This window comes from Streptomyces sp. S4.7 (assembly GCF_010384365.1).
Taxonomy (GTDB): Bacteria; Actinomycetota; Actinomycetes; order Streptomycetales; family Streptomycetaceae; genus Streptomyces.
Window position 1 is genome coordinate 5,157,838 of the sequence record NZ_CP048397.1, and the last position, 23,428, is coordinate 5,181,265.

A 23,428-nucleotide genomic window follows, 5' to 3' on the forward strand; every position below is an offset into this window, starting at 1 on the left:
TCCGCGCCGGTGCCCCGATGCCTCGCAGACCCACCAACAGGCAAAGGAGCGACCGCATGGTGCGGCGCAGAGTTGTCCCCGCCCTCTTCCCGCCGCCCGGCTACGCGCACGCGGCGGTCGTCGAGACCGACCGGCGCCTGGCGTTCCTGGCGGGCTCCGTACCGCTCGACAAGGACGGCACACTCGTCGGGCCGGGCGACTTCGCGGCCCAGACCGAACAGGTCCTGGCGAATCTCGAGACCGCGCTGCGCGCCGTCGGCAGCGATCTGGACCGGGTGGTGACCACCGACGTGTACGTGGTGTCGTCGGACCCGGCGGACCTGAGCCGGGTCTGGGACGTCGTCCACGCCTCGGGTCTCACCACCGGGCCGCACACGTCCACACTGCTCGGAGTCGGGTGCCTCGGCTACACCGGGCAACTGGTGGAGATCACGGCGGTGGCCGAGGTCGCCGAAGCCGAGGACCTCGCACTTCCGGCCGGTTGACGCCGGGACGCCGACGCCGCCGGTCCGGGGGCGCGGACGGCGGCGTCGACGCGGCTTGTGCGGTCCGCAGCGGTCCGGCGTGGTCCACAGCGGTCCGCAGCGGCTCGGGTGGCTCGGGTGGGCTCGGGTGGCTCGCTCAGCCGTCGGCGAGCATGCCGTCCCGGAGCTTGGCCAGGGTCCGGGCCAGGATTCTGGAGATCTGCATCTGCGAGACGCCGAAGCGCTCGCCGATCTGGGACTGGGTCAGTTCCTGCCCGTAGCGCAGCTCAAGGATCTGGCGCTCCCGCTCGTCCAGTGTGCTCAACAGCGGCGCCAGGCTGTGGAAGTCCTCGACCAGCTCCATGGCGGGGTCGCACGCGCCGACGAAGTCGGCGACGGACGCACCGCTCCTGCCGGGGGCGCCCGTGCCGGAATCGGCGGGCAGGTCGAGCGAGTCGGAGTTGTACCCGTTGGCGGCGATCAGCCCTTCGATGATCTCCTCCTCGCTCAGCTTCAGATGCTCGGCCAACTCCCTCACCGTCGGCTCCCGGTCGAGCCGCACGGCGAGCTGGTCCTTGGCCCGCGCGAGCTGTATCCGCAACTCCTGGAGCCGGCGCGGCACATGCACGGCCCAACTGGTGTCACGGAAGAAGCGCTTGATCTCACCGACGATGTACGGCACGGCGAACGAGGTGAACTCCACCTCGCGCGACAGCTCGAACCGGTCGATGGCCTTGATCAGACCGATCGTCCCGACCTGGACGATGTCCTCCAGCTGGTCGTCCCGGTTACGGAACCGCTGGGCGGCGAACCTGACCAGCGACAGGTTCATCTCGATCAGTGTGTTGCGCGCGTACTGGTACTCGTGCGTGCCCTCTTCGAGGACCTGCAACTGCTGGAAGAACACCTTCGACAACTCACGCGCGTCCCTGGGCGCGACCTGACCCGCGTCCTCGATCCACGGAAGCTCCCCGACCCGTGGCCCCGTCAGAGGTTCGGCGGTTCTCGTGAACTGGGTGGACATGGACATGATGTTGATTCCCTCCCGGATCGGCGAGCGGGGGGCTCGCCGACGCGACGTGTGCCCTGCCCTCCCCCGGCTATGCGCGCTCCGCACACATTTTCTCCCCGTCGTCGCCCCCGAAAAGAAGACCGCACCCGCTCCGGCATGGACGCCACTCTCGGCGTCCGCGGAACGGGTGCGGAACGGCAGGCATGATGACCGGCGAAAGTGCAGGTCAGGGGGCCCAGCCAGGGGTCAGGCCTTCTTGGTCTCCCAGAAGATCTTGTCGATCTGGGCGATGTAGTCCAGGGCCTTCTGGCCCGTCGCCGGGTCCGTCGAGCCCTTCGCGGCCGACAGCGCCTTCAGGGCGTCGTTGACCAGCTGGTGCAGCTCCGGGTACTTCTCGAAGTGCGGGGGCTTGAAGTAGTCGCTCCACAGCACCGAGACATGGTGCTTGGCGAGTTCGGCGCGCTGTTCCTTGATGACCGTGGCGCGGGCCTGGAAGTGCGCGTCGTCGTTGCCCGCCATCTTTTCCTGGACGGCCTTGACCGACTCGGCTTCGATGCGGGCCTGGGCGGGGTCGTACACGCCGCAGGGGAGGTCGCAGTGAGCGCTGACCTTCACCTTGGGTGCAAACAGGCGGGAAAGCATGGAGCTGTCCTTCCTCGTGATCGTCTTCTCAGGTGGGACATTACTCCGTGAGAGGCCGGATTTCGCGAGTGCCCCCTAGGGCTTAGGACAAAAGTCCGGGGTCGGATCGGGACCGGCGGCGGAACGTACCGTGGGACCGGGAGGTGCCGGATGACGGAGCACGGGCGCGAGCCGAGAGCGCTGTTGGGGATCGCGGAGGTGTCGGGACCGTCCATGTATCCCACCCTGAAACAAGGGGACCAACTGCTGGTGCACTACCACGCACCCGTGAGGGTCGGGGACATCGCCGTACTGAAACATCCGCTCCAGCAGGATCTGCTCATCGTGAAGCGGCTGGTCGAGCGACGCGACGGCGGATGGTGGGTGCTCGGGGACAATCCGGGCGCCGAGGGGGACAGCCGGGTGTTCGGGGCCGTCCCCGGCGAACTGCTGCTCGGCCGGGTGCGGGCCCGTTACCGGCCGCGCGCCGAGGATCAGCGGTCGGTGGCCGGCGCGTTCGCGTGGGCCTTCTCCGCGCTGCGGCCCGTGCTGTCCGACCGCTCCGTCTCCAGGCGTTTGCGGGCCCGGTAGGCGGCGACGTTGGCGCGTGTCGCGCAGCGGTCCGAACAGTAGCGGCGCGAGCGGTTGGTCGACGTGTCGAGGTAGGCGTTGCGGCAGGGCGCGGCCTGGCACAGGCCGAGCCGGTCCACCCCGTACTCCGTCAGATGGAACGCCAGGCCCATCGCGGCGATCGCCGCGAACCCGGAGGTCGCGTTCGACGAGTGCTCGGCCAGATGCATGTGCCAGCGAGGACGCCCCTCGTCGTCGAGGAAGTCGTGGCCCGAGATCTGCGGGCTGACGGGGAACTCCAGCAGCAGCGAATTGAGCAGGTCGACCGCGTGCGTGGCCTCGTCCCCGTCGGCCGCCGCGAAGATCGCGCGCAGCCGTCCCCGTACGGAACGGAAGCGGGTGACGTCCGCGTCGGTCGCGCGGCGCGACGCCTGGGTGGAGGCGCCGAAGAGGGCGCGGACCGCTTCGACCGAGGTCAGGGTGTCCGTACCGCGGGCCGGTTCCTCGGTGTTGACCAGGCGTACGGCGTAGTCCGAGTAAGAGGCCAGTTCCACTTGTAGTCCTTACGGCAGCGGTCTAGGGTCGGCGTAATAGCTGTTCTTGCCTACAGGGTATTACGGAGCGGAGGGTTTCGATGGTGGACACGGGGACGGACACGGGGACCGCTGTGAGGGGCGCGCCCACGCCGGAGCGGCTCCGCTGGCGGGCCTGGCAGGACAGCTGGGACCGCCAGCAGGAGTGGTACATGCCCGACCGCGAGGAGCGCTTCCGGGTGATGCTCGACATGGTCGAGGCCCTGGTGGGACCCGAACCGAGGGTGCTCGACCTCGCCTGCGGCACGGGCAGCATCACCGACCGGCTCTTCCACCGCTTCCCGGCGGCCACCAGCACCGGCGTCGACCTCGACCCCGCGCTGCTCGCCGTCGCGGGCGGCTACTTCGCCGACGACACGCGCCTGACCCTGGTGCGGGCCGACCTCAAGGACCCCGACTGGACGGCGAAGCTGCCGTACGAGTCGTACGACGCCGTCCTCACCGCCACCGCGCTGCACTGGCTGCACAGCGAACCGCTGGCCGTGCTGTACGGGCAGATCGCCGGCCTCGTCAGGCCCGGCGGCGTCTTCATGAACGCCGACCACATGACGGACGAGGGCACGCCCCGCATCAACGCCGCCGAACGCGCGCACCGGCACCGGGAGATGGACCGCGCCAAGGCGGAGGGCGCCGTCGACTGGGCCGACTGGTGGGACCTCGCCGCCAAGGACCCGGAGCTCGCGGGGCCGACCGCCGAGCGGTTCGCGATCTACGGCGAGCACGCGGACGGCGACACCCCCTCCGTCGCCTGGCACGCGAAGACCCTGATCGACGCGGGCTTCGGCGAGGCGCGCCCGGTCTGGTCCTCGCCGTCGGACTCGCTGATGCTCGCCCTGAAGTAGGCGGCACGGACGAGGGGTGCCACGGACCCGACGGCCCGTGGCACCCCTCGTCGCCGCGGCTACAGAACCTTCGACAGGAACGACTTCGTCCGCTCGTGCTGCGGATTCGTCAGGACCTCGCGCGGATGGCCCGACTCCACGACCATCCCGTCGTCCATGAACACCAGCGCGTCGCCGACCTCGCGCGCGAAGCCCATCTCGTGCGTCACGACGATCATCGTCATGCCGTCCTCGGCGAGACCGCGCATCACGTCCAGGACATCGCCCACCAGCTCCGGGTCGAGCGCCGACGTCGGCTCGTCGAAGAGCATCAGCTTCGGCTCCATCGCCAGCGCGCGGGCGATCGCCACCCGCTGCTGCTGTCCGCCGGAGAGCTGGGACGGATAGCCGTTGGCCTTGTCCGCGAGCCCCACCCGGTCCAGGAGCCCCATAGCCCGTTCCCTGGCGACGGCCTTCGGCTCACGGCGCACCTGCATCGGTGCCTCCATGATGTTCTCGACGGCCGTCATGTGCGGGAAGAGGTTGAAGCGCTGGAAGACCATGCCGATGTCCCGGCGCTTCAGGGCCACTTCGGAGTCCCGCAGCTCGTAGAGCTTGTCGCCCCTCTGGCGGTAGCCGACCAGCTCGCCGTCGACGTACAGCCGCCCGGCGTTGACCTGCTCCAGATGGTTGATGCACCGCAGGAAGGTCGACTTGCCGGACCCGGAGGGCCCGATCAGACAGAAGACCTCGCGCGGCGCGACCTCCAGGTCGATGCCCTTGAGTACGTGCGCGGCGCCGAACGACTTGTGTACGGCCTCGGCCTTCACCATCGCGTTCGCGCCGTTCGCACCGTCCGTCGTCTTCGCGATGGCGGTCATGCGGTGCCTCCGTTCGGGCGGCCCAGGGACAGCAGATTGGCCCTGATCTTCTGCAACGGGGTCTGCGGCAGGGTACGCAGCGAGCCACGCGCGTAGTGCCGCTCCAGGTAGTACTGACCGACGCTCAGGACGGAGGTCATGAGCAGATACCAGGCGGCGGCGAGGAACAGCATCTCGACGGGGGCGCCGGACGTCTGCCCGATGTCCTGCGCGTATCTCAGCAACTCGTAGAACTGCACGGTCGCCACCAGCGACGTCGTCTTCAGCATGTTGATGACTTCGTTGCCGGTGGGCGGCACGATCACCCGCATCGCCTGCGGGATCACGACGCGGCGCAGCGTCTTGGCGTGGCTCATGCCCAGCGCGTGCGACGCCTCCGTCTGCCCCTCGTCGACCGAGAGCAGACCGGCGCGGCAGATCTCCGCCATGTAGGCGGCCTCGTTGAGACCGAGGCCGAGCAGCGCCGTCAGGAACGGCGTCATGAAGCTGGCCCAGTAGTCCTTGTAGATCGGCCCGAGGTTGATGTACTCGAAGACCAGACCCAGGTTGAACCAGACCATGAGCTGGACGAGCACCGGCGTGCCGCGGAAGAACCAGATGTACGACCATGCGATGGACGACATCACCGGGTTCTTCGACAGCCGCATCACCGCGAGGACGATGCCGCCGACCACGCCGATGGCCATCGACAGGACGGTGAGGATCATCGTCTGGCCGACACCCTTGAGGATGCGGTCGTCGAAGAAGTAGTCCGGTACGGCGCCCCAGTTGATCTTGCCCTGGGAGAACGCGTAGATGATCGTCGCGAGCAGGGCGAGAGCGACGACCGCGCTCACGTACCGCCCGTAGTGCCGGACCGGGATGGCCCTGATGGCCTCCGGCCCGGCGGGTCCCGACGGTGGCGCGTCGGACGGGCCGTCCGACTTCGATATGTCAACAGACACGGATGCTGCCTTTCGGAGCCGGGCGCGGATCAGGTGCCGGCGTTGATCGTGGCTTCCTTGACCGCGCCGGCGTCGACGCCCCACTTCGCGATGATCTTGTCGTACTCGCCGTTCTCGATGATCGCGTCGAGCGCGGCCTGGAGCGCCTTGCTCAGCTCGTCGTTGCCCTTGGCGACCGCGATGCCGTACGGGGCGGCCTCGATCTGCTCACCGACGAGCTGGAAGTCGTTGCCGCCGCCCGAGGTCTTCACCGCGTACGCCGCGACCGGGAAGTCCGACGAACCGGCGTCGGCGCCACCGGCGCGCAGGCGGGTCTGGGCCTGCTGGTCGTTGTCGAACGGCTCGATCCCGATGGCCTTCTTGTCGCCGTCCGTGCACTTCGTCGACTCGGCCTTGGCCAGATCGTGCGAGACGGTGCTGCGCTGGACGACCATCTTCTTGCCGCACAGGTCCGACCAGCTGGCGATGCCGTTGTCGGCGCCCTTCTTGGTGTAGATCGAGACACCGGCGGTGAAGTAGTCGACGAAGTCGACACCCTCGCCGACCTTCTTGCCCGTCTCGGAGTCCACACCGTCCTGGCGGGACTTGGTGTCGGTCATGGCCGACATGGCTATGTCGTAGCGCTTGGAACGCAGACCCGTCAGCAGCGTGTCGAAGGTGCCGTTCTGGAACTCGAACTTCACACCGAGCTGCTTGCCGAGCGCGTCGGCGATGTCGGGGTCGATACCGATCGTCTTGCCCGCGTCGTCCTTGAACTCGACCGGCGGGTACGCGATGTCGGAGCCCACGCGGATGACGCCCTTGTCCGCGATCGCCTTCGGCAGCTGATCGGCCAGCGGGGCGCTCTTCGTCGTGGCGGGGGAGTCCTTCTTCCCGCTGTCGGTCTGGTCGCCGCAGGCGGTCAGCAGGAGTGACCCGGCGACCGCGATCGCGCCGACCGCGGCGATCCGGGACTTCCCGGCGGTGGTACGACTGGTGAAGCTGGCGGTCATGATGAGGATCCTCCGGCGGACGAGGGACTTACCACGCGGTTGGCACGCGCCATCGAGTGTCGCGACCGTGTGTGATTGATTAGGGCATCTTGCCATTCGGACTGGTCCGATCAGGGGCCCCGTCATGTCAAAATCGGATAACGGGTGACCCCCGTGTCCCAGCGGACCGGCACATCAAGACCGGACCATCTGCGGGAATGCCTTCTTCCGGCCGGACGATCTCCGTCCCGTCCTGCCCCTTCGGGTGGTTTCGTGTCGTGCGGCGTAAGTGTCCCGAAACTCCGCTATGAGTCATGTCACCGCTTGTAGAAGGAGACGTGGACGTCCGGCCCGTCCGGTATGAAGGACAGCTACACCCCTCATCCGGGGCTCAGGGCGCGTGTGCGGCGCGCCCGCGTGTACGCACATCCTCCTGTTCGGCGTCCCAACCGCCGATAACAGGTCTCGTACGCGGTGCCCGCCCACCCCTCCGTAACCCAGGAGTGGACACCCTCAACTGATGAAGAGACTTAAGGGGTCAAAAACATGGCAGCGGAGATCGTGAATCCTCGCAGTGAGAGCGACAGCGAAGGCGCGACCGACGAGCCCTTCGATCCGGCGTTCGCGCTCCACCGCGGCGGGAAGATGGCCATCCAGTCGACCGTGCCCGTCCGGGACAAGGACGACCTGTCACTCGCCTACACGCCCGGTGTCGCCAAGGTGTGCACGGCGATCGCCGAGAACCCGGAGCTGGTCCACGACTACACCTGGAAGTCGCAGGTCGTCGCCGTCGTGACGGACGGGACCGCGGTCCTGGGACTCGGGGACATCGGACCGGAGGCGTCACTCCCCGTGATGGAGGGCAAGGCGATCCTGTTCAAGCAGTTCGGCGGCGTCGACGCGGTGCCGCTGGCGCTGGCCACCACCGACACCGACGAGATCATCGACACCGTCGTGCGGCTCGCGCCGTCCTTCGGCGGGGTCAACCTGGAGGACATCTCGGCGCCCCGCTGCTTCGAGATCGAGCGCAGGCTCCGGGAGCGGCTCGACATCCCCGTCTTCCACGACGACCAGCACGGCACGGCCGTCGTCACGCTCGCCGCGCTGCGCAACGCGGCGAAGTTCACCGGGCGCACGCTCGGGGACCTGCGCGCCGTCATCTCCGGGGCGGGCGCGGCGGGCGTCGCCATCGCCAAGTTCCTGCTGGAGGCGGGGATCGGCGACGTCGCGGTCGCCGACCGCAAGGGCATCGTCAGCCCCGACCGCGACGACCTGACCGACGTCAAGCGCGAGCTGGCCGGACTGACGAACCGCGCGGGTCTCTCCGGCTCGCTGGAGGCGGCGCTCTCGGGCGCGGACGTCTTCATCGGCGTCTCGGGCGGTACGGTCCCGGAGCCGGCGATCGCGTCGATGGCGGCGGAGTCGTTCGTCTTCGCCATGGCCAACCCGAACCCGGAGGTCCACCCGGACATCGCGCACCAGTACGCGGCGGTGGTGGCGACGGGGCGCAGCGACTACCCGAACCAGATCAACAACGTGCTGGCGTTCCCGGGGATCTTCGCGGGCGCGCTCCAGGTGCGGGCGTCGCGGATCACGGAGGGCATGAAGATCGCGGCGGCGCTCGCGCTGGCGGACGTGGTCGGTGACGAGCTGTCGGCGGACTACGTGATCCCGTCGCCGTTCGACGAGCGGGTGGCCCCGGCGGTGACGTCGGCGGTCGCGGCGGCGGCGCGGGCGGAGGGGGTTGCGCGGCGCTAGCCGGTCTCGTCTGCGGGGTCGCCGTCCCCGGCGGGGGGCGGCCCTGCGGGCCGGGGCTTCGGTTGCCGGGTCCGCGCCGTGCGGGCCGTTTTGGCCTCAATCGCCGACCGGGCTCGGGGTGGTCGCGGTGGTGGCCGGGTGCCGCTCCGGGGTCATGCCCGGACGGCGTGATTTACGGCGCGTGCAAGGCTCGTTGGTGTATGGGGAACCGGGCTTCTCACGCGCCACAAATCAGCCTGAGTGTCCGGACACGACCCCTGCGCGTCCCCCTTCCAACCCGCGGACCGGTGGGGTGTGAACAGCGCCACGTGACAGCGCGAGGGGGGCGGGGTCGCAGGAGGGGTGTGTTCGGACACTCAGGCTGATTTGTGGCGCGTGAACAAGACGGGTCAGCGGATCCAACGAACGGGGCACGCGCCGTAAATCACGCCGTCCGGACATGCCCCTCCGGAGGCCCCGCACCCCGCCCACGACCGACAACCGCAACCAAAACCCCTGACCACCCCGCCGGATGGACCCGGCCGTGGCGACGAAACCGCAACCCCGACAACCCCCGCCATTCACCCCCGCCTGGTGAGATCCTCGCGCCAACCATCCTCAGACAGGGGGCGCTTGTGAATCTGCTTGTCAACGGTGACGCCGAGCAGGGGGCCGGAGGAACCGCCGAGCCCGTCGGGCAGGTCGTCGGCTGGGTCGTGCGCCAGGGGGCGCCCGCGATCATCGGGTACGACGTCGGCGACGGCTACCCCACACCCGCCGACCCCGGCCCCGGCGCGGCCGGCCGTCGGTTCTTCTCCGGTGGGAACAGCGGCGTGACCAGCCTGGTTCAGGAAGTGCCCGTACCCGCCGGCGGGCCGACAGGACACCGCGCCGTCGACTCCGGCCGCGTCCGGTACGTGCTGAGCGGCTGGCTCGGCGGGTACGCCGCGCAGGAGGACGGCGTCAGGCTGTCCGTCGAGTTCCGGGACCGCGCCGGGACCCCGCTCGCGCTCTCCGTCCTCGGCCCCGTCACCGCCGAGGAACGCGGCCGTGCCACCGCACTGCTGGAGCGCAGCGCCGAGGCCGCGGTGCCGCCGGGCGCCCGGTCCGCACGTGTACAGCTCTCCTTCACCCGTACCGGCGCCGGCACGTCGAACGACGGCTACGCCGACGAGATCTCACTCCGCCTGACGGCATCGGGAAGGCACTCGTGACCCTCAACAGACGTGATCTGCTCAAGGCCGCCGGCGCCGCGGGCGCGCTCAACGTGGTCTGGCCCCTGAGCTCGGGGCTCTCGCCCGCGCAGGCCCGAGAGGCGGCGGAGGCGCTCGGATCGGCGTACGACGAGGCTCCGTTCACGCTCGGCGTCGGATCCGGCGACCCGCAGCCCACCAGCGTCGTGCTCTGGACGCGGCTCGCGCCCGAGCCCTTCGCCGAGCCGGGCGAACAGCCGCTCGACGAGGTCGTCGACGTCCGATGGGTCGTCGCCGAGGACCGCGCCCTGCGCCGCGTCGTCGCGCGCGGCACCGTCCCCGCCTCCGCGACCCTCGCGCACAGCGTGCACGTGCCGGTCGGCGGTCTGCGTCCTGGCCGGACGTACTGGTACGCCTTCACCGCGCTCGGCAGGACCAGCCGCCTCGGCCGGACCCGTACCGCACCCACCGGCCGTGTGCGCTCCGCCCGCTTCGCCACCGCCAACTGCCAGAACTACCCGCAGGGCCACTACGCGGCGCTGCGCGGGATAGCCCGCGAGGACCTCGACTTCGTCATCCACCTGGGCGACTACATCTACGAGCACGGCCCCGAGGGCAGCGACATCCGTGACCACAACGGTCCGGCGATCCACACGCTGCACGACTACCGGATGCGCCACGCCCTCTACAAGGGCGACCCGTCGCTGCGCGCCGCGCACGCCGCGCACCCCTGGTTCCTGACCTGGGACGACCACGAGGTGGTCAACGACTACAGCGGTACGGGCGGCGGCGCCCCCTTCATGCGGCGCCGGGCCGCCGCGTACCAGGCGTGGTACGAACACCTGCCGCACCGCGGCGCCGGGGACTCCGTCCTGCCGGACATCGACATCCACCGGGTACGCCGCTGGGGCGACCTGCTGGAGCTGGCCGTGCTCGACCTGCGGCAGTACCGCTCCGCGCAGAACCTCCCCGACGGCACCATCCTCGGCTCCGGTCAGAAGGCCTGGCTGAAGAAGACCGTCGACCGCGCGCCCGACAGCTGGCACGTCTGGGCCAACTCGATCATGCTCAGCCAGCTCCGGGGCCGCCCCGGCGGCGGCTTCATGTTCACCGACCAGTGGGACGGCTTCCTCGGCGAGCGCAAGGAGGTGCTGGAGCATGTGCGTACCAGCGGGCTGGAAGACCTCGTGGTGCTCACCGGCGACTGGCACTCCGCGTTCGTCGACGACATCCGGCCGGACTACGACGACACCGAATCGCCCATCGTGGGAACGGAGTTCACCGCGCACTCGGTGAGCTCCAGCGCGTACGACGCGCAGTGGAACGCCACGAACGGTCCGCTGATGGGCGCGGCCAACCCGCACCTTCAGTACTTCGAGGGGAACCGGTACGGCTACGACGTGTACGAGGTCACGCCGGAACGATTCAGCACCCATATGCGGGTCATCGACGACCGCCGTGACCCGGCCTCCGCCGTCTCCACCCTGACCACGTTCCATGTGGACCGGGGCACGGCGGGCGCGTACGAGGACCCGGCGACGAGGTCTTCGCCCGCGCAGTACCGCAGGGACTGAGACCGAGTGGGGGCGGGACCCGCCTCACACACCCATGAGGTTCCCCGCGTCCCGCCTCCGCTCTAGGGTCGAGGTCATGTTCGCCGCCTACGCAGCCCGCATCGACAGTGACCAGCCCCTCAACGGCCTTGAGTTGGGCGAACGCCCGGCTCCCGAGCCGCGCCCCGGCTGGTCGACCGTGACCGTCAAGGCCGCCTCACTCAACCATCACGACCTCTGGACCCTGCGCGGGGTCGGCTTCAAGGAGGAGCAGCTGCCGATGATCCTCGGCTGCGACGCCGCCGGGATCGACGAGAGCGGCAACGAGGTCGTCATCCACTCCGTCATCGGCCAGAGCGGCCACGGCGTCGGGCCCCGCGAGCCCCGCTCGCTCCTCACCGAGAGGTACCAGGGCACCTTCGCCGAGCAGGTCTCCGTACCGACCTGGAACCTGCTGCCCAAGCCCGCCGGGCTGACCTTCGAGCAGGCCGCCTGTCTGCCGACGTCCTGGCTCACCGCGTACCGGATGCTGTTCACCAACGCCGGTGTACGGCCCGGGGATTCCGTCCTCGTCCAGGGTGCGGGCGGTGGTGTCGCCACCGCCGCGATCGTCCTCGGCAAGGCGGCCGGCCTCCGTGTGTACGCCACCAGCCGCGACGAGGCGAAGCGCAAGCGCGCGGTCGAACTGGGCGCCGCCGACGCGTTCGAGCCCGGCGCGCGGCTGCCGCACCGGGTGGACGCGGTCATCGAGACGGTCGGCGCCGCGACCTGGTCCCACTCCGTGAAGTCCCTGCGTCCCGGTGGCACGCTGGTGATCTCCGGCGCCACCAGCGGCGACCGCCCCGCGCACGCCGAACTCACCCGGATCTTCTTCCTGGAGCTGAAGGTCGTCGGCTCGACGATGGGCACGAAGGACGAGCTGGAGGATCTGCTCTCCTTCTGCACGACGACGGGCATCCGCCCGGTGATCGACGACGTCCTGCCCCTGGACCGGGCGCGCGAGGGGTTCGAACGGATGGCCGCGGGCGATCTGTTCGGCAAGATCGTGCTGACCCGCTGAGGGGGCTGTCGTGGACGCGCTGCTGCCGCCGCTGATGATCGTCGGCTGCCTCGCGGTGGTCATGGCCTTCTTCGGCCGGCTCGCCTCGCTCGTCAAGCGCCGGGGCGCGGCGGGGGCGGGTATCACCGCGGCCATGGCCGCGTACGACGAGGCGTTCCGGGTGACCGCGCACGACGCGCACTACGAGATCCAGGCGCGGGCCGAGCGGCAGATACCGCTGCCCGCGCCGGACGACCCGCAAGTGGCGGGCGGATCACTTCCGTACCGAGGCCGGCCCGCTCCACCGCGCCGGCGCCGCTCCGTACTGCGGCGCTGGGCGCGGCGGGTGCGGGGCTGACACCGCTTGTCAATTTTGGTTGACACGACAGGGGTGTCAACGTAGATTGACATCATGACCGATGCAACGGATCTCGCCGAACGGGCGGGCGACCGCGACCCACGGGTCGGGCTGAGGGCGGTCGCCGCGCTGCGGCGACTGCTCGAACAGCTCGAAGCCGTCCAGGTGCGCAGCGCGCGGAACCAGGGCTGGTCGTGGCAGGAGATCGCGGCCCAGCTCGGTGTCAGCAGGCAGGCGGTACACAAGAAGTACGGGAGGCAGTGATGTTCGAACGGTTCACGAAGGGGGCGCGCGCGGTGGTGACGGGCGCGGTCGCCCAGGCCGAACGCACGGCCTCACCCGAGATCACCGACGAGCACATGCTGCTCGCGCTGCTCGACTCGCAGGGGAGGCGATCGGCGTTCGCGTTCACCTCGCTCGGCATCCTGGACCGGCGTGACTCGGTGGAGGCGGGTCTGGCGGAGGCGCGCCGGCGGGGTGGCATGTCGCACGCCGACACGGCGGCGCTGGCCGAGATCGGGATCGACGTCGCGCAGATCGTCTCGAAGGTCGAGGGGGCGCACGGCGAGGGTGCGATGGGGGTGGGCGGGAAGCGTCCGAAGCGGGGCCGGGCGTCCCACAAGAAGTTCACGCCCGCCGCGAAGAAGACGCTGGAGCAGTCTCTGCGGGTCGCGGTGGGCCGCGGCGACAAGGAGATCACCGACGGCCACATCCTGCTGGCGCTGACGGCCCGGCCGGGCGTGGTGTCGGACGTGCTGGCGGATCACGGCGGGACGTACGGGGCGGTGGAGCGGGCGCTGTTCGGGGAGCGGGGATAGCGGTCGCGGGGTCCCTCCGGGGTGGGGCGGTTGCGGGGTGCGGGGCCCTTCCGGGGGTGGGGCGGTTGCGGTTGTCGGGTCCCGGTCGGGGTGCGGGGTCTCAGCGCCAGCCGCCCGTCACCCAGGTCACCAGGCGGGGGCGGGGCGTAGCGTCGCACGGCACGATCGAGGAGGTGTCGAAGACCTCGACGGTGGCGACCTGTCCGGCGGTCCTGGCCGTCGCACGAAGGTCGCCGACGACGTCCCCGGGCTCGTTGATCGTCTCGTCGCTCTCGATCGCTGTCAGCGGTTCGGGCGAGTAGCAGCCGACATCGACCAGCGGCTGTCCGAGGTGCCAGCCGCCCACGAAGACGGCGTACAGGACGGCGGTAGCGCCCAGACGGCGCGAGGTTATCCAGGTGGGCACGTCAGGAGTCTTCCACGGCCCGCGCGGGGAAGGGGGACGCGCAGGGGTCGTGGCCGGACACTCGGGCTGATTTGTGGCGCGTGAGAATGCGGGCTCCCAATACACCAACGAGCCTTGCACGCGCCGTAAATCACGCCGTCCGGGCATGGCCCCGGAGGGGCCCACGGCAACCGGTCCGCGCCACGGACCGGGCGCCCCGAGCGCCCGTCCCCGGCGCCGGGCGGGCGGATTTGAAGCCCGTCCGGCGATGGAGGACGGAGCCCGCCCGCAGGGGGCGGCCCCTACGGCTTCGGACCCCGAAGCAGCGCCCCGATGTGCGCCGCCGCCGTCGACAAGTGGCGGCGCGCCTCCGTCAGTTGGGTCTCCGTCACCCCGTGGTCCCGCGCCGCGTCGCGGACGTCGTCGCGGAAGCGGTCCAGCAGGCGGTCCAGGTCGCGGGCCGGGTCGCCGGTCGGCGGGGTGTCCTCGGCCCACGCGGGGTCGGCCGTGTCCGGCGCGTCCGGTTTGGCGTACGGGGGCCACGCCGTGCCCTTCGCCAGGCCGCCGAGTTGCGTCGACAGTTCGGACAGGCCCTCCCGTACCCCCGTCGGCCAGTCGCCCCGCGAGAAGTGACCCTGCACCTGGTCCTGGACCTGCTTGGCGATGCGCAGCATCTCCTCGCGCGCCGTCTCCTGCGCCTCCTTGGCCTGGCGGCGTGCCTGCTGCGCGTCCTCACGCGCCCGGCGTGACTCGTCCTTCGCCCGGCGCGCCTGCTCCTTCCACTCCTGCTTCGCGCGGCGCAGCTCCTCCTTCGCCGCACGCCAGGACTCGCCGTCCCCCGGCGTCTGCTCCCGGTCGGTGGTCCCGCCGGCCGGGGCGCCCGCCGACGCGGAGGCCGCCGCCGCGCGCATCTCGTTGCGGAGCCGGCCCGCCGCGCCCCGTACGTCGTCACGGATCTCCGCGGCGAGTTCGGAGACGGACTCGCGGATCTCCAGCTCCAGATCGGCCAGTTCACCGCTGCGGCCCGCCAATTCCTCGCGGCCCGCCTCGGTGATCGAGTAGACCTTGCGGCCCCCCTCGGTCGCGTGCGTGACCAGGCCCTCCGCCTCCAGCTTGGACAGCCGCGGGTAGACGGTTCCGGCGGACGGCGCGTACAGGCCCTGGAAGCGCTCCTCCAGCAGGCGGATCACCTCGTAGCCGTGGCGCGGCGCCTCGTCGAGCAGCTTGAGCAGGTAGAGGCGGAGGCGGCCGTGGGCGAAGACCGGGGGCATGTCAGAGCTCCTTCTTGTCGGCCGGCGTCGCGTCGTCGGCGACGACGTCCAGGGGGGCGGCGCCCGTGGGCGCGGTGCCGGCGCCCGCGGGCGCCGGGTGGCCCGCGCCGTACGGGTCCTCCGCCGGTGGCCGCCGCAGCAGGGCGATCGAGCCGGACACCGCCATCGCCTTGAGCTGCCCCGTACCCGCCCCGAGCGTGCCGGTGATCTTCTTCGCGCCCCACTGGCCGCCGACCCGCAGATCGTCGAAGGCGTTGGAGACCGATCCGCTCGCCGTGTTCGCCTCGACCTTCGCGTCCGCCGGGTGCGGCAGCCGGATCGCCACCTCGCCGGAGATCGTGTTGACCTTGATGTCGGTGGGTCTGCCCGCGGGCTCCAGGTCGATGACCATGTCACCGCTGACGGTGTCCGCCCGAACGGAGGATCCGCCGCAGTCCACGACGGTCAGGTCGCCCGAGACGGAGTTGAAGCGCAGGTCACCGGTGACGGCCTGGGCCTCCACGTTGCCGGCGACGGTCTCCGCGCTGACCCGGCCGGCCAGGCCGACGAGCGTGGTGTCGCCGTTCACGCCGCGTACCTCCGTACGCCCCTTGATCCCGGAGATCACGGCGCCCGCCCCGACGACGCCGACCTCGACGCTCGCCCCCGCCGGGACCGTGAGGGAGACGACGGCGCTGCGCCGGTGGCCCTTGCGGTCGAGCCACTTGAGGAAGTTCTGCCAGGGCAGGTCCTCGTAGGCGATGGTGAGCGTGGTGCCCGTGCGGGTCACGATCAGGGGCGGGCCCTGGATCTCGGAGATCTCCAGGCGTGCGCCGCCCTGTTCGGCCAGCACCCTCTCGTCGGTGCCGACGACGTTCACGGTGCCGTTCACGATACGTACGCTGAGCGCCGTCACCGGGTCGTCGAAAGTGAGCTTCTTCGGCTCGCTGACTTCCCACGTCGACTCTGCCATGGTGCTGACTCCCTGTGGCCGGCCACGACGCAATATATCGCGTCCCTGGATGGACACGATATATCGTGGATGGGGGAAGTCAAGACCTATCGCGATACCCGGTGGGTGCTCGTCATTCGTCGTCGTCCTCGTCGTCGAGGCGGGCCAGCCACGTGGCCAGGCGCTCCACCGGAACCTCGAAGTCCGGGTTGAGATCGACGAACGTACGCAGCTGCTCGGCCAGCCACTCGAAGGTGACCTCCTCCTCGCCGCGCCGCTTCTGCAGTTCCTCGATCCCGCGATCCGTGAAGTACATGCGAACAGCGTAACTACCTGGTACGGAGGGGAGGTATGGCGGAGCCGGGCGGTGGATCGCGGCCCGGCGCGCGGTGAGCGGCCGAGTGGGGGAGGGGTGGCGTTGGAAAACGACGTACAGGAGGTGGTCCTGCCCGGTGGACAGGTCATTCTCGCGAGAGTCAGTGTGCTGCGGCCGGACGAGTCGGCGTTCGTCGACGTCGGGGCCGCCGACCGGATCCGCTCGGGGGTCACCCGTGTCAACGAGGTGATCGCCGCCGTCGGCGCCACCGTGATGGACGCGGCGCGGGCGGCGGGGCCGAGCGAGGTCAGCGCGACGTTCGGCATCGAGCTGGCGATGAAGCCGGGCAAGGGGGTGGCCGCCGTCCTGGCCGACGGGGAGGCCAAGGCGTCCATCTCCGTCACCCTCACCTGGCAGCCCGGCCGCGAGCGGCCGGTGCCCTCCGAAGACCCGCCCGCCCCACCTGTCCCGCCCGACCCACCGGGGGCGCAGGGACCGCCGCCACAGGCCTCCCCGCCCCCCGCCTCGCCGGGACCGGAACCACTCCCCACTCCGGGATCATCCGGTTAGCCTCGTCCCACATGCCTCAACTTCGGGGGAACGGGGTGCGGATGAACGACGCTCAGGTCTGCGGATCACCCGGCGGAGGGACGCGCGCCGTTCCAACGCCTCCGTACTCCCCGTGTGTTGACGCATGAGCTCCTTCGAAGACCCCGTGAGCCGGGGAGTCGTCCGCATCGGCCCCGCCGCCGCCGGGTATGACGCAGGCAGTGCCGGATTCTGGGGCAGCGGATTCTTCGTCGCCCCCGAATGGGTCGTGACCTGCGCGCATGTCGTGGACAAGAGGGTGGGTGCGATGGAACGGGAGCCGGGAGGCGGTGTCACCGTCACCACCTGCGACGACGAGCGGCTGGAGGGCGAGATCGCCCATGTCGTCACCGGTCACGACCTCGCGCTCGTCCGGGTGCCCGGCGCGGACTTCGCCGACTGCCTCTGGCTCAGCGACCGTTCGGCGCCCACCCCGGCCGAGGTCGAGCTGTACGGCTGGGCGCAGACCTCGGGGGCGTACGGCCCCGAGGAGTTCCTCTCCACGAAGGCGATGGCCACCGGCGGGCGCCGCGGAAACGCGATGTGGCTCCAGAACGGCCTTGTTCTGCGCGGCTGTTCGGGCGGGCCCGTCGTCGACACCCGGTACGGATCGGTCATCGGCGTCGTCAGGAGCCAGGGTCAGGGCGACGCCACCGTCGGCCGCGCCGAATCCGTCACCGGGCTGCGCGCCCTGTGCGACCAGGGCGCCGAAGCCATGTGGGCGGAGGTCGTCGCCGCCCACGACCGGCACCATCTGCGGCGTTTCGAGGGCTCCGGCGACTGCTGGCCGCGCCTGCACACCCGGCTCGCGGTGCGGCAGGGCCGGCCGCACAGCTTCGACCCGCGCTCGCGCACCCAGCTGTACGGGCTGTTCGCCGAGGTCGAACCGCCTTCGGGACCCGGCCAGGTGCTGCACCTGGTCAACGGCACCAGCCGCCGCCTGCTGCGCAGCCCCCAGCGCATCGAGTCCAACGACCCGCGCAACTGGCGCGAGGGCTCCGGCCTCCTCTACGACCCGCGCGAGCGCACCGAAGCGGCCCTGGCGGGACGGGATCTCGAACAGGAAGCCGTCGTCCTGTACGCGGCGATGGTCTACGGCGCCCTGCGCGCGCCCCGCGACACCCCGGGCGCCAAGAAGCTCCGCGACTGGGTCGAGACGGCCGCCAACGCCCTGGAGACCGACGTGATCCGCGAGGAGAGCCTGGCGCTCCTCGCCGGCGGTGACCGCGAGGACGGCACCGGCGTCGCGCACACGGGCCCCGGCGACGCGGCCCACGACGACGTGCTCGTCGTCATCGAGCCCGAGGTCTACGGCACCCACCCCTGGCGCGTGCAACTGCTGGACTCCGACGGCGGCACGACCACCGTCCGGCACGACGAGGAGGGCGTCCCGCGCACCGGGCTGGAGGTCGCCGTACGCCAGGGACTGAGCGAGGCACTGGCCCGCGCCGACGCCGGGCAGTACCTCGCCGCCGTCGACTTCCTGCTGCCCCGCGCGCTCTTCGACGAGCCCGTCGACGAATGGCGCTCCCGGCTGCCGCGCGGCGACGAACCGCCCAGCGTGCACACCCTCCCGATCGGACGGCGCCGAGTCGTCGCCCTGCGCGACCAGTTGCGCCGGCGCGACGGCGTCACCCCGGAGTGGAACCGCGCCAGGCGCGCCACCGAGCACGGCCCCCTGGAAGCCGTACCGCTCTGTCTCGACGTACCGGACGCGGGACACACCGCCCCCGCGCCCGAGGGCGAGGAAGCGGCGTACGCACGGCTGTCGGTGAGCACCGCGCGCCTCGCGGGCGTTCCCCTGCCCGTGTACTGCGCCAGTACGGCCACGGGGCGCGGCTCACGCGTCCTCACCCGCGCCTTCCACGCCGGTCATGTCGCCGTGCTGTGCCGCCGCACCGGCGAGGACGGACACGACGACTGCGCCGAATTCCACCGCAGGGCCGCCCAGTTGGTGCGCGAGGCCCCCACCGGGAGCGAGCTGCGCGAGCGCGTACGGCTGCTGCGCAACATCAGCGCCGACCCCGACCGCGACGATCAGGACACAGCCTGGGCACGGCACATCGTCCTCATCTACGATCCACCCCACAGGCCGGCTCCCGATGAACCTCTGCACTTCCCGCCCCTATGACAGACACATGCCCCCAAGCCACCTGCTGCGGACGGGGTACGAACGTCCAGGCGGGGTACGGACGTCCAGGATGCCGGGCGCACGCCGGGCTGACAGCGATGAGGAGCCCACAGTGAGCGACTGGCGCATCTACCGGGGAGCGGGGCTGCCGCACGACGGTGCGCGGCAATTACCCGATCCGCCACCCTGGCGCGAATTCACCGCGCGGAGCCCCGACGGCGCCGACGGACCGCAGGACGGGCCGGCGGACACCGAAGAGGTGGACAACGCCCGCCGGCTGGGCGTCAAACGCCGCCTCGTGGAGTCGTTCCACCCACGCCCCGAAGAGGTCGAGGCCGTCAACGCCGCGCTCCAGCTGCGCCGTCCGCTCCTCGTCACCGGCACCCCCGGCACCGGCAAGTCGACCCTCGCCCACGCCGTCGCCCACGAACTGCGGCTCGGCCGGGTGCTGCGCTGGCCCATCGTCAGCCGGACCACCCTCCAGGACGGCCTCTACCACTACGACGCCATCGGCAGGCTCCAGGACGTACAGCTCGACCGGGCGGTGTCCGGCGACGCGGTGCGGCACACGCCGATCGGCTCGTACATCAGGCTCGGTCCGCTCGGTACGGCGCTGCTGCCCTCGCCCGACGGGCTTCCCCGGGTGCTGCTCATCGACGAGTTCGACAAGAGCGACATCGACCTGCCGAACGACCTCCTGAACGTCCTGGAGGAGGGCGAGTTCACCATCCGTGAGCTGGAGCGGCGCGCCGAGCGGGAGCCCGCCACCGACGTCCTCACCGACGACGGCACACCGGTGACCGTGGTGGGCGGCCGGGTGCGGTGCACCGCCTTCCCCTTCATCATCCTCACCTCCAACGGAGAACGGGACTTCCCCGCCGCCCTGTTGCGCCGCTGCATCCAGCTCGACCTCAAACCGCCCGGCGAGAAACAGCTCGCCGCGATGGTCGCCGCGCACCTGGGCGAGGAGGCCCTGGAGGAGGGCGCCGAACTGATCGAGCGCTTCCTCCAGCGCGAACCCGGCGAGGTCGTCGCCACCGACCAACTGCTGAACGCGCTCTACGTGACCCAGCGCGCCGCCAACGCCGAAGAGGTCACCCGCAACAGGCTCGCCGAGATGCTGCTCCGCCCTCTCGACCGTCCGAGGTGACGTGGTGACCACCCCCGACCCGCCCCCCGGCGACACTCCCCGCCCGCCGCCCGGCCGGTCCGACGGGCTCGCGGAGCTGGTCGGCCGGCTGCGCGCGGCGGGCCGCGAGGTGTCCGCCAGTGAGCTGGCCGACGCCGTGTGGCTGGCGCGTCTGACGGCTCCCCGGCTCCGGACGGGAGATCGTCCGGAGCACCATGAACCTCCCACCACCAGGCAGACCGCGCCCGACCCGGCCGTACAGCCGCCCGCCGAGGAGCCGGGCCCCCGGCCCGACCCCTCGTCCCGCAGCGCCGAACAGACCGCGCCCGTCTCGATCTACGCGCCGTCGACCGCGGAGGCCGTCCCCACCCGTTCGTTCCCGATACGGGCACCGGCCACCGGAGCCCTGTCCGGCCTGCTGGGCCTCCAGCGCGCGCTGCGACCGCTGCGCGGCTACCGCCCGCCCGTCCCCCCGGTCCTCGGCGCGGAGCTGGACGAGGAGGCGACCGCCGAACGCAGCGCCGTCGACGGCTTCCTGCGTCCCGTACGCCGCCCGGCGGTGCACCGGGAGGCCGAGATCCAGCTCCTGATGGACGCCTCACCGACCGCCTCCGTGTGGCAGCTGACCCTCGAAAGGCTCCGCCAGGCCTGCGAACGGCTCGGCGCGTTCCGCGACGTCCAGGTGCACTACCTGCACCAGGGACCGGACGGCTCCGCGATGGCCGGCACCGGACCCGACCCGAACCAGACCCGGCTGCGCCCCGCCGACCAGCACCGCGACGTCACCGGCCGCCGGCTCACCCTCGTCATCAGCGACTGCGTGGGACCGCTGTGGCAGTCCGGCGGCGCCCAACGCATGCTCTACCGGTGGGCCGAGAGCTCCCAGATCGCCGTCGTGCAGCCCCTGCCGCCCCGGCTGTGGGACCGCACCGCGCTGCCCGCCGACCCGGGACTGCTCGTGCACGAGCCCGGCGCCGGCCGAGGCATGCGGTTCGTCGCCGACGAGACCCACGGGCGCGCGGCGCCGCCCGCCGGGGCACGCCCGGTGCCCGTCCTGCTGCCGACCGACCGGGTCCTCGGCGGCTGGGCCAAACTGCTCGGCGGCACCGGCACCCGTACGATGCGCGGAGCGGCGGGCTGGGTGCTGCCGCGGCATCCGGCGCAGCCCGATTCGGGACCGTACGGAGGGGCGCGCACCCCGCAGGCACGGCTGCGCGACTTCCGCTCCGGCGCGTCGCCGGGCGCGCTCGAACTGGCCGTCCATCTGGCGGCCGTACCGCTCTACCTGCCCGTCATGCAGCTCGTGCAGGAAGCGCTGCTGCCCGACACCGGACCCATGCAACTGGCCGAAGTGCTCCTCGGGGGGCTGCTGGAGCGGCTGCCCGACACCGCGGACGTGCCGGGGCCGCGCTACGACTTCGCGCCCGGCGTACGCGAACTGCTGCTGGAGATGCTCGACCAGGGCGCCGCCGAGCTGGTCCTCAAATACCTGTCGGAGTACGTCACCCGGCGGTTCGGCAAGGGCATGCGCAACTTCCCGGCGCTGGCCGTCGCCCGCCTCCAGGGGCTGGAGACCGACGAGCCGGTGGTGCCGGAGGACCCCGACGGGGGGCCGCAGGCCGACGAGGAACTGTTCGCGCAGGTCCCCGCGCGCGTGGTGCGCTGGTACCGGCCCGTACGGCCGGTACCCGGCAGGCTGGACGAGGTGGAGCGGCTGCTGGGCCTGTGGCGCGACCGCCGCGACCTGCAGATGCTCGTCGACGCGCAGGCGCTCGCCGAGCAGGCGCTGGCCGCCGACGACGACGGACGCTCCCGGCATCTGCTGGGGCGGGTGCTGTTCGCCCGCGCCAACACGTCGGAGGCGCGGCGCGATCCCGGCGAGGCGCACGGGCTGCTGACCCGCGCCGAGCGGCTGCTCACCGGGCGCGAGCCGGCGACGGCCGTCGCGCGCGCGGATGTCCGGCACGAGCTGTGGCGCCAGGACCGCGACCCCGGATGGCTGCACGCGGCGGTCGCCGGGCTGGCCGAGATGTCCGACGGGGCCGACCTCGCCACCGAGACGGCACGCCGGCTGCGGATGGGCCGGGTCCTGCTCGACCTGGCCCGTACCGTCCCCGAACCGCAGGAGCCGGCCACCGCGGCCGTACGCGAACTGCGCACCGCGCTCGACCTGTTGGACCAGTTGGAGGCGCCCCCGCACCGCCGCGCGGGCGCGCTCCTCGACCTCGTGTCGGCCCTGCGACTGACACAGGAGCGCGACACCGCCGAACTCCTCGCACTGACCGGGGCGGCCGAGACGGCGGCCGAGAACAGCGCACCACTGCTGCTGCGCTCCCTGCGCGAGCGGGCGCGGATCCACCGCGAGGCCCGGGACTGGGAAGCGGCGGCGAGGGCGTACGGGCAGGCCGAGCGCAGCGCGCCGCGCGACACCGACGAACGGTGCGAACTCCTCGCCGAATGGGGCGAGATGCTGCTCACCGAGACCCGTCACATCAACCGCGCGGAGGGCATCCTGCGCGAGGCCCTCACCAACGTCACTCCCAGGATCCCGCTCCGCTGGCGCCTCCACCTGCTGCTCGGCACGGCCCTGCTGGACCGCTACCGCGGCGACAGCGCGGGCGGCGGCTTCCTGCCCGACGTCTACGAGGGCTGCCATCTGCTGGAGCTGTCGGCCCGCCGCGCCGCCGACCCGGCCACCCGAGCCCGCTCCTGGCTGCTGCTGGCGGGCGCGCGCCTGGAACTGCCGCAGCCGCAGACGCACTTCGCCTCGGCGGAGTCCGCCTACGGCAGGGCGCTGCGCGAGATCCCCGAACGGCACTCGGTCACGGCGGCCCGCGCACTGCACGGCCGCGCCGAACTGTACGAGCGGATGGCCCGCCCCTTCGCGGCCCTGACCGACTACCGGGCGGCGGACGGGCACTGGCGGGGCCTGGCGGAGCAGGGCATCGCGGTCCCGGCGGACGAGGCACGGGCGACCCGCGAGCGGGCGGCGGCGCTGGCCGGCGGCCCCGGGACGAGCAGGCGCGAGGGCCCCGCAGGCGGGTGAACGCGGGTGAACCGCGCCCATGGCGGCCGGGTGCGTGCGCGACCGGCACATGCATC

Annotated in this window: 24 protein-coding genes; 14 read left to right on the top strand and 10 right to left on the bottom strand. The window is 71.5% G+C overall.

Annotated features, from left to right (window positions below):
- Positions 1 to 56: 56 nt before the first annotated feature.
- On the top strand, positions 57 to 485 hold the full coding sequence (locus SSPS47_RS23180) for a RidA family protein (RefSeq protein ID WP_164252718.1): 429 nt from the start codon (positions 57 to 59) through the stop codon (positions 483 to 485).
- A 136-nt stretch (positions 486 to 621) separates the two neighbouring features.
- On the opposite strand, the gene SSPS47_RS23185 is transcribed toward SSPS47_RS23180, so the two are convergent.
- Both SSPS47_RS23185 and sodN read right to left on the bottom strand, forming a co-directional pair.
- Complete coding sequence (locus SSPS47_RS23185; protein WP_164252719.1) at positions 622 to 1,494, bottom strand: RNA polymerase sigma factor SigF; 873 nt, start codon at positions 1,492 to 1,494, stop codon at positions 622 to 624.
- Between the two features lie 228 nt (positions 1,495 to 1,722).
- Entirely contained in the window at positions 1,723 to 2,118 is a 396-nt protein-coding gene (sodN, locus tag SSPS47_RS23190) for a superoxide dismutase, Ni (protein ID WP_078075133.1), read from the bottom strand.
- Between the two features lie 150 nt (positions 2,119 to 2,268).
- Between sodN and sodX the strand changes: the two genes are divergently transcribed.
- Complete coding sequence (sodX, locus tag SSPS47_RS23195) at positions 2,269 to 2,688, top strand: nickel-type superoxide dismutase maturation protease (protein WP_147873903.1); 420 nt, start codon at positions 2,269 to 2,271, stop codon at positions 2,686 to 2,688.
- On the opposite strand, the gene SSPS47_RS23200 is transcribed toward sodX, so the two are convergent.
- Positions 2,592 to 3,221, bottom strand: a complete 630-nt coding sequence (locus SSPS47_RS23200; RefSeq protein WP_164252720.1) for a CGNR zinc finger domain-containing protein — start codon at positions 3,219 to 3,221, stop codon at positions 2,592 to 2,594. The genes sodX and SSPS47_RS23200 overlap by 97 nt on opposite strands.
- Positions 3,222 to 3,412: 191 nt before the next feature.
- Between SSPS47_RS23200 and SSPS47_RS23205 the strand changes: the two genes are divergently transcribed.
- Entirely contained in the window at positions 3,413 to 4,102 is a 690-nt protein-coding gene (locus SSPS47_RS23205; protein WP_239065324.1) for a class I SAM-dependent methyltransferase, read from the top strand.
- 59 nt (positions 4,103 to 4,161) lie between these two features.
- Here the strand turns inward: SSPS47_RS23205 and SSPS47_RS23210 are convergent, their stop codons facing one another.
- Genes SSPS47_RS23210 through SSPS47_RS23220 form a run of 3 tightly spaced genes read right to left on the bottom strand, consistent with a single transcriptional unit; the run spans position 4,162 to position 6,898 of the window.
- A complete protein-coding gene (locus tag SSPS47_RS23210) occupies positions 4,162 to 4,962 on the bottom strand; it encodes an amino acid ABC transporter ATP-binding protein (RefSeq protein ID WP_275405168.1) in 801 nt (266 codons plus the stop codon).
- The gene (locus tag SSPS47_RS23215) at positions 4,959 to 5,906 is read right to left on the bottom strand and encodes an amino acid ABC transporter permease (protein WP_164252722.1); all 948 of its coding nucleotides are present in this window, start codon (positions 5,904 to 5,906) and stop codon (positions 4,959 to 4,961) included. Before SSPS47_RS23215 ends, SSPS47_RS23210 begins: the two co-directional genes overlap by 4 nt.
- A 29-nt stretch (positions 5,907 to 5,935) precedes the next feature.
- Positions 5,936 to 6,898 (bottom strand): ABC transporter substrate-binding protein, encoded by a 963-nt coding sequence (locus SSPS47_RS23220; protein ID WP_164252723.1) that lies wholly within the window; start codon positions 6,896 to 6,898, stop codon positions 5,936 to 5,938.
- Positions 6,899 to 7,423: 525 nt separating this feature from the next.
- On the opposite strand from SSPS47_RS23220, the gene SSPS47_RS23225 reads away from it, so the two are divergent.
- The 7 genes from SSPS47_RS23225 (at position 7,424) to SSPS47_RS23255 (ending at position 13,575) form a co-directional block, all read left to right on the top strand.
- Complete coding sequence (locus SSPS47_RS23225) at positions 7,424 to 8,635, top strand: NADP-dependent malic enzyme (protein WP_164252724.1); 1,212 nt, start codon at positions 7,424 to 7,426, stop codon at positions 8,633 to 8,635.
- A 614-nt stretch (positions 8,636 to 9,249) separates the two neighbouring features.
- Complete coding sequence (locus SSPS47_RS23230) at positions 9,250 to 9,828, top strand: phosphoesterase (protein WP_164252725.1); 579 nt, start codon at positions 9,250 to 9,252, stop codon at positions 9,826 to 9,828.
- Positions 9,825 to 11,381, top strand: a complete 1,557-nt coding sequence (locus SSPS47_RS23235) for an alkaline phosphatase D family protein (protein WP_164252726.1) — start codon at positions 9,825 to 9,827, stop codon at positions 11,379 to 11,381. Before SSPS47_RS23230 ends, SSPS47_RS23235 begins: the two co-directional genes overlap by 4 nt.
- Positions 11,382 to 11,457: 76 nt before the next feature.
- Positions 11,458 to 12,420: a zinc-binding dehydrogenase gene (locus SSPS47_RS23240; RefSeq protein WP_147873895.1), complete on the top strand. Its 963-nt coding sequence runs from the start codon at positions 11,458 to 11,460 to the stop codon at positions 12,418 to 12,420.
- A 10-nt stretch (positions 12,421 to 12,430) separates the two neighbouring features.
- The gene (locus tag SSPS47_RS23245; RefSeq protein ID WP_203557905.1) at positions 12,431 to 12,757 is read left to right on the top strand and encodes a hypothetical protein; all 327 of its coding nucleotides are present in this window, start codon (positions 12,431 to 12,433) and stop codon (positions 12,755 to 12,757) included.
- A gap of 54 nt (positions 12,758 to 12,811) precedes the next feature.
- Entirely contained in the window at positions 12,812 to 13,021 is a 210-nt protein-coding gene (locus tag SSPS47_RS23250; protein WP_069630502.1) for an HTH domain-containing protein, read from the top strand.
- Positions 13,021 to 13,575 carry a Clp protease N-terminal domain-containing protein gene (locus SSPS47_RS23255; protein WP_164252727.1) on the top strand — a complete coding sequence of 185 codons (555 nt, stop codon included), beginning with the start codon at positions 13,021 to 13,023 and terminating at the stop codon, positions 13,573 to 13,575. Before SSPS47_RS23250 ends, SSPS47_RS23255 begins: the two co-directional genes overlap by 1 nt.
- Before the next feature lie 100 nt (positions 13,576 to 13,675).
- Here the strand turns inward: SSPS47_RS23255 and SSPS47_RS23260 are convergent, their stop codons facing one another.
- The 4 genes from SSPS47_RS23260 to SSPS47_RS23275 form a co-directional block, all read right to left on the bottom strand.
- On the bottom strand, positions 13,676 to 13,981 hold the full coding sequence (locus SSPS47_RS23260) for a hypothetical protein (protein WP_164252728.1): 306 nt from the start codon (positions 13,979 to 13,981) through the stop codon (positions 13,676 to 13,678).
- A gap of 281 nt (positions 13,982 to 14,262) precedes the next feature.
- Positions 14,263 to 15,231, bottom strand: coding sequence for a helix-turn-helix transcriptional regulator (locus SSPS47_RS23265; protein ID WP_164252729.1), 969 nt, complete (start codon positions 15,229 to 15,231; stop codon positions 14,263 to 14,265).
- A 1-nt stretch (position 15,232) separates the two neighbouring features.
- Positions 15,233 to 16,183 carry a DUF4097 family beta strand repeat-containing protein gene (locus SSPS47_RS23270; RefSeq protein WP_164252730.1) on the bottom strand — a complete coding sequence of 317 codons (951 nt, stop codon included), beginning with the start codon at positions 16,181 to 16,183 and terminating at the stop codon, positions 15,233 to 15,235.
- Between the two features lie 112 nt (positions 16,184 to 16,295).
- Positions 16,296 to 16,478, bottom strand: coding sequence for a DUF6104 family protein (locus tag SSPS47_RS23275; RefSeq protein WP_164252731.1), 183 nt, complete (start codon positions 16,476 to 16,478; stop codon positions 16,296 to 16,298).
- Positions 16,479 to 16,580: 102 nt separating this feature from the next.
- Here SSPS47_RS23275 and SSPS47_RS23280 point away from each other — a divergent pair, with 102 nt between their 5' ends.
- The 4 genes from SSPS47_RS23280 to SSPS47_RS23295 all read left to right on the top strand — a co-directional run bounded on the left by SSPS47_RS23280 (position 16,581) and on the right by SSPS47_RS23295 (position 23,372).
- Positions 16,581 to 17,048, top strand: coding sequence for a CU044_2847 family protein (locus tag SSPS47_RS23280; protein WP_203557906.1), 468 nt, complete (start codon positions 16,581 to 16,583; stop codon positions 17,046 to 17,048).
- 124 nt (positions 17,049 to 17,172) lie between these two features.
- Positions 17,173 to 19,197 carry a trypsin-like peptidase domain-containing protein gene (locus tag SSPS47_RS23285; RefSeq protein ID WP_164252732.1) on the top strand — a complete coding sequence of 675 codons (2,025 nt, stop codon included), beginning with the start codon at positions 17,173 to 17,175 and terminating at the stop codon, positions 19,195 to 19,197.
- Between the two features lie 112 nt (positions 19,198 to 19,309).
- A complete protein-coding gene (locus SSPS47_RS23290) occupies positions 19,310 to 20,347 on the top strand; it encodes a MoxR family ATPase (protein ID WP_164252733.1) in 1,038 nt (345 codons plus the stop codon).
- A 4-nt stretch (positions 20,348 to 20,351) separates the two neighbouring features.
- Entirely contained in the window at positions 20,352 to 23,372 is a 3,021-nt protein-coding gene (locus SSPS47_RS23295; RefSeq protein ID WP_203557907.1) for an SAV_2336 N-terminal domain-related protein, read from the top strand.
- Positions 23,373 to 23,428: the final 56 nt, after the last annotated feature.